Here is a 4,143-nt window from a genome sequence, read left to right on the forward strand (position 1 = left end):
CGTTGGCGATGTTGCCGCCCAGCGTGCCGGCATGCCGCACCGGCGGCGACGCGAAGCGCAGCCACAGTTCCCGCAGCGCCGGCACCCGGTCGCTCAGCGCGGCCCAGGCATCCTCCAGCGTGACGGCGGCGCCGATGCGCAGCGTGGCGCCGGCCGGCGTGCCGGCGATCCCCTCGATGCGTCGCAGGGCCTCGACGCGCCCCGTCAGGATCACGTCGCCGAGCTCGCGCTGCTGCTTGTTGACCCACAGCCCGACGTCGGTCGCGCCGGCGACCAGCCGCGCCTCGGGCATCGCCTCGCGCAGCGCGGCGAAGTCCTCCAGCGAGCGCGGCGCGAAGACGCGCTGCGGCGTGCCGTCGCGCGCGGGGGCCTCGTAGCGCAGCGGCGGATCCTCGCGCAGCGTGCGCAGCGCCGCGAGCAGCGGCGCGCGATCGAGGGGCCGTGCCGGCGCGTCGAACATGCGCTCGCCGGCGTCCAGGATCGGGCGGTAGCCGGTGCAGCGGCACAGGTTGCCGGCCAGGTCGTCGGCCAGCACCTGCCGGTCCGGCCGGGTGCCGAGCGCCTGGTGCCGCTCATAGATCGCCTGCATCGTCATCGCGAAGCCCGGCGTGCAGAAGCCGCATTGCGAGCCGTGACAGTCGACCAGCGCCTGCTGCACCGGGTTGAGGTCGTCGCTCGCGCCCAGGTCCTCGACCGTCAGCAGCGCCTTGCCGTCGATCATCGGCAGGAACTGGATGCAGGCGTTGACGTTGCGCAGGTCGACCGCCTGCCCGTCCGCGTCGAGTTCGCCGACCAGCACGGTGCAGGCGCCGCAGTCGCCCTCGGCACAGCCTTCCTTGGTGCCGGCGCAGTGGGCGTGCTCGCGCAGGTACTGCAGCACCGTGGTCGTCGGCGGCAGTCCGGTCACGGACTTGAGCTGACCCTGATGGAAGAAGCGGATCGGACGGGGAGCGGTCATGGGCGGGGGCGATGCGGGACGGGCGCGGGCGGCCAAGCAAGAAGCGGGCACGGCTGGCGGGCGGATGCAATTACCCTGAACGGTACTCCAGCGGTCGTCCCATGGTTATACGATGCGGCGTATGGCCTCTATATGTTGTTCACCATGTCGGATGAACTGAACTTCGACAAGATCGACCTCCTTCTGGTGCGGGTCCTGCATACCTTGATTTCCGAGCGCAGTGTGTCTCGGGCCGCGATGCGGCTCGGCAGCACGCAGCCCGCCTTGAGCGCGCAGCTGCGGCGTCTGCGCACCCTGACCGGCGATCCGCTGCTGGTGCGCAGCGGCGCGGGCATGACGCCGACCGCCACCGCGCTGGAGCTGCTGGCCCCCGCCGAGCGCCTGCTGCGCGAGGCCGACGAGCTCTTCGGCGCACGGCTGCGCAAGTCCGGCTTCGAGCCGGCCAGCGCCGAACTCCGCTTCCGCGTCGCCGCCAGCGACTACCTCGACCCGCTGTTCCTGCCGCTGCTGGTGGCGCACCTGCAGCGCCTGGCGCCGGGCGTGCAGCTCGATTTCCAGCCGCTGAACGCCGACTTCGACTACCGCGCCTCGCTGGCGCGCGGCGAGGTGGACCTGGTCATCGGCAACTGGCTGGAGCCGCCGGAGGAACTGCACATGGGCCGGCTGCTGGTGGACGAGGTGGTCTGTCTGGTCAGCAAGGACCATCCGGCCGCCCGCATGGCGCCCCGGGCCTGGACGCAGGAGCGCTACCTCGACTGCCAGCATCTGGCGCCGATGCCGCTGAGCCGCGGCCAGCCCGGCGTGATCGAGCAGCACCTGGCCTCGCTCAGCCTGGAGCGCCGCATCGCGGTGCGCTGCGCCCATTTCGGGCAGCTGCCCCAGATGGTGGCGCGCAGCTTGCTGGTGCTGACCACCGGACGGCTTTTCTGCCACCGCTACCTGGACCTCTTGCCGGTCACCGTGCTGCGATGCCCGGTGGCCTTCCCGCCGATGACCTATTACCAGCTGTGGCACGACGTCAGCCACAACAGCGCGCCGCTGCGCTGGCTGCGCGAGCAGGTGCGCGAAGTCGCGCGCGAGCTCGTGAAGTAAGGTGCCGGCTTCCCTCTCCCTGAACCGATGACGACCGACCGATCCGCCTCCCCGGCACGCCTGGCCCTGAAGGGCGACCTGCTGGACTTCACCGCCACGCCGCGCTGGGCGCGCGTGGACGACCCCGCCGTGCGCTTCCGCCCGGACCACTGGCTGCTGATCGAGGACGGTCGCATCGTCGGCGCGCAGGCCCATGATCCGGGCGAGGGCTGGGTCCGCGAGGACCACGGCGGCCGGCTGATCCTGCCGGGCTTCGTCGACACGCATGTGCACAGCCCGCAGCTGGACGTGATCGCGTCCTACGGCACCGAGCTGCTGGACTGGCTCAACACCTACACCTTCCCGGCCGAGCAGCGCTACATGGACCCCGAGGTCGCGCGCTACGGCGCGGACCGCTTCCTCGATGCGCTGCTGGCGCATGGCACGACCTCGGCCGTCGTCTATCCGACGGTGCACAAGGTCTCGGCCGACGCGCTGTTCGATGCCGCCGCCGAACGCGGCATGCGGCTGATCACCGGCAAGGTGCTGATGGACCGGAATGCCCCGGAGGGCCTGCGCGACGACGTCGTCCAGGCCGAGCGCGACTGCCTGGACCTGATCGCGCGCCACCACGGCCGCGCTCGCCTGGCCTACGCGGTGACGGTGCGTTTCGCCCCGACCAGCACGCCGGCGCAGCTGGCGATGGCCGGCGCGCTGTGCCGCGCCGATGCCAGCCTCTACATGCAGACCCATGTCGCGGAGAACCGCGGCGAGGTCGAGTGGGTGGCGCAGCTCTTCCCGGAGGCGCGCAGCTACCTCGACGTCTACGACCGTGTCGGCCTGCTGCATCCGCGCGCGGTGCTGGCCCATGGCATCTGGCTGGACGACGAGGACCGGCGCGTGCTCGCGCGCACCGGCGCGCACATCGCGCATTGCCCGTCGTCCAACCTGTTCCTGGGCAGCGGCCTGTTCGACTGGCCTGGCGCGCTGGAGGCCGGCGTGCGGGTCAGCGCGGCCAGCGACGTGGGCGGCGGCACCTCGCTGTCGGCGCAGCGCACGCTGGCGGACGGCTACAAGGTGCAGGCGCTCGGCGGCCAGCGGCTCACCGCCTGGGCGGGCCTGCACGCGGCCACGCGCGGCGCGGCCGAGGCCCTGGGTTTGTCGGAGGAACTGGGCCATTTCGGCGTGGCTACACTGGCCGACGTCTGCATCTGGGACTGGGCCGCCGGGCCGGTCGCCGAGGCCCGCATGGACCTGGCGCGCGACCCGCATGAACGGGCTTTCGCCTGGATGACGCTGTCGGACGATCGCAACCTGGTGGCCAGCTACGTCGCGGGCGAGCTGCGCTACCGCAGACCGTAGGACCTGCCTGTCCCCATGACGCCGCCACGCCTGGAACTCCGCCGCATCAGCAAGCAGTACCCCGGCGTGAGGGCCAACGACGCGGTGTCGCTGTCGGTGGCGCCGGGCGAGATCCACGCGGTGCTGGGCGAGAACGGCGCCGGCAAGTCCACCCTGATGAAGATCATCGCCGGCGCGGTGCAGGCGGATGCCGGCGAGCTGCTCTGGGACGGCGCCCCGCGGGCGCCGCGTTCGCCGGCGCAGGCGCGGGCGCTCGGCATCAGCATGGTCTACCAGCACTTCTCGCTGTTCGACTCGCTGACCGCGGCGCAGAACATCTGGCTGGGCCTGGACCAGCACGGCACCCTGGACGAGGTCCGGGCCAAGGTCCGTCAGCTGTCCGCCGAATATGGCCTGCCGCTCGATCCGGAGCGCCCGGTGCATGCGCTGTCGGTGGGCGAGCGCCAGCGGGTGGAGATCCTGCGCGCGCTGATGACCGCGCCGCGGCTGCTGATCCTGGACGAGCCGACCTCGGTGCTGACGCCGCAGGCGGTGGAGGCGCTGTTCGTCACGCTGCGGCGGCTGGCGGGCCAGGGCTGCGCCATCCTCTACATCAGCCACAAGCTCGACGAGATCCGCGCGCTGTGCCATCGCTGCACGGTGCTGCGCGCCGGCCGGGTAACCGGCGAGGTCGATCCGCGCCAGGAGAGCAACGCCAGCCTGTCGCGGCTGATGATCGGCGCGGAGCCGCCCCGGCTCGCCGCCCGCGCGGT

4 protein-coding genes are annotated in these 4,143 nt (G+C 72.1%); 3 read left to right on the forward strand and 1 reads right to left on the reverse strand.

The features are described from left to right. On the reverse strand, window positions 1–958 hold a 958-nt coding region (locus CS062_RS24850), incomplete at its 3' end, for a 2Fe-2S iron-sulfur cluster-binding protein (RefSeq protein WP_143742515.1). 144 nt (window positions 959–1,102) lie between these two features. On the opposite strand from CS062_RS24850, the gene CS062_RS24855 reads away from it, so the two are divergent. The 3 genes from CS062_RS24855 to CS062_RS24865 all read left to right on the forward strand — a co-directional run. After that, on the forward strand, window positions 1,103–2,050 hold the full coding sequence (locus tag CS062_RS24855) for a LysR family transcriptional regulator (protein WP_099864523.1): 948 nt from the start codon (window positions 1,103–1,105) through the stop codon (window positions 2,048–2,050). 27 nt (window positions 2,051–2,077) lie between these two features. Next, window positions 2,078–3,391, forward strand: a complete 1,314-nt coding sequence (gene guaD / locus CS062_RS24860) for a guanine deaminase (protein WP_099864521.1) — start codon at window positions 2,078–2,080, stop codon at window positions 3,389–3,391. Window positions 3,392–3,406: 15 nt separating this feature from the next. Then, window positions 3,407–4,143: ATP-binding cassette domain-containing protein (locus tag CS062_RS24865; protein ID WP_143742516.1), on the forward strand; the 737-nt coding region annotated here is incomplete at its 3' end.

Source organism: Roseateles chitinivorans (genome assembly GCF_002761755.1).
In the GTDB taxonomy this organism is placed as follows: Bacteria; Pseudomonadota; Gammaproteobacteria; order Burkholderiales; family Burkholderiaceae_C; genus Roseateles; species Roseateles chitinivorans.

Coding starts and splice junctions, on each gene's coding strand:
- guaD (WP_099864521.1), top strand. CDS start 2,078: ATGACGACCGACCGATCCGCCTCCCCGGCACGCCTGGCCCTGAAGGGC.
- CS062_RS24855 (WP_099864523.1), top strand. CDS start 1,103: ATGTCGGATGAACTGAACTTCGACAAGATCGACCTCCTTCTGGTGCGG.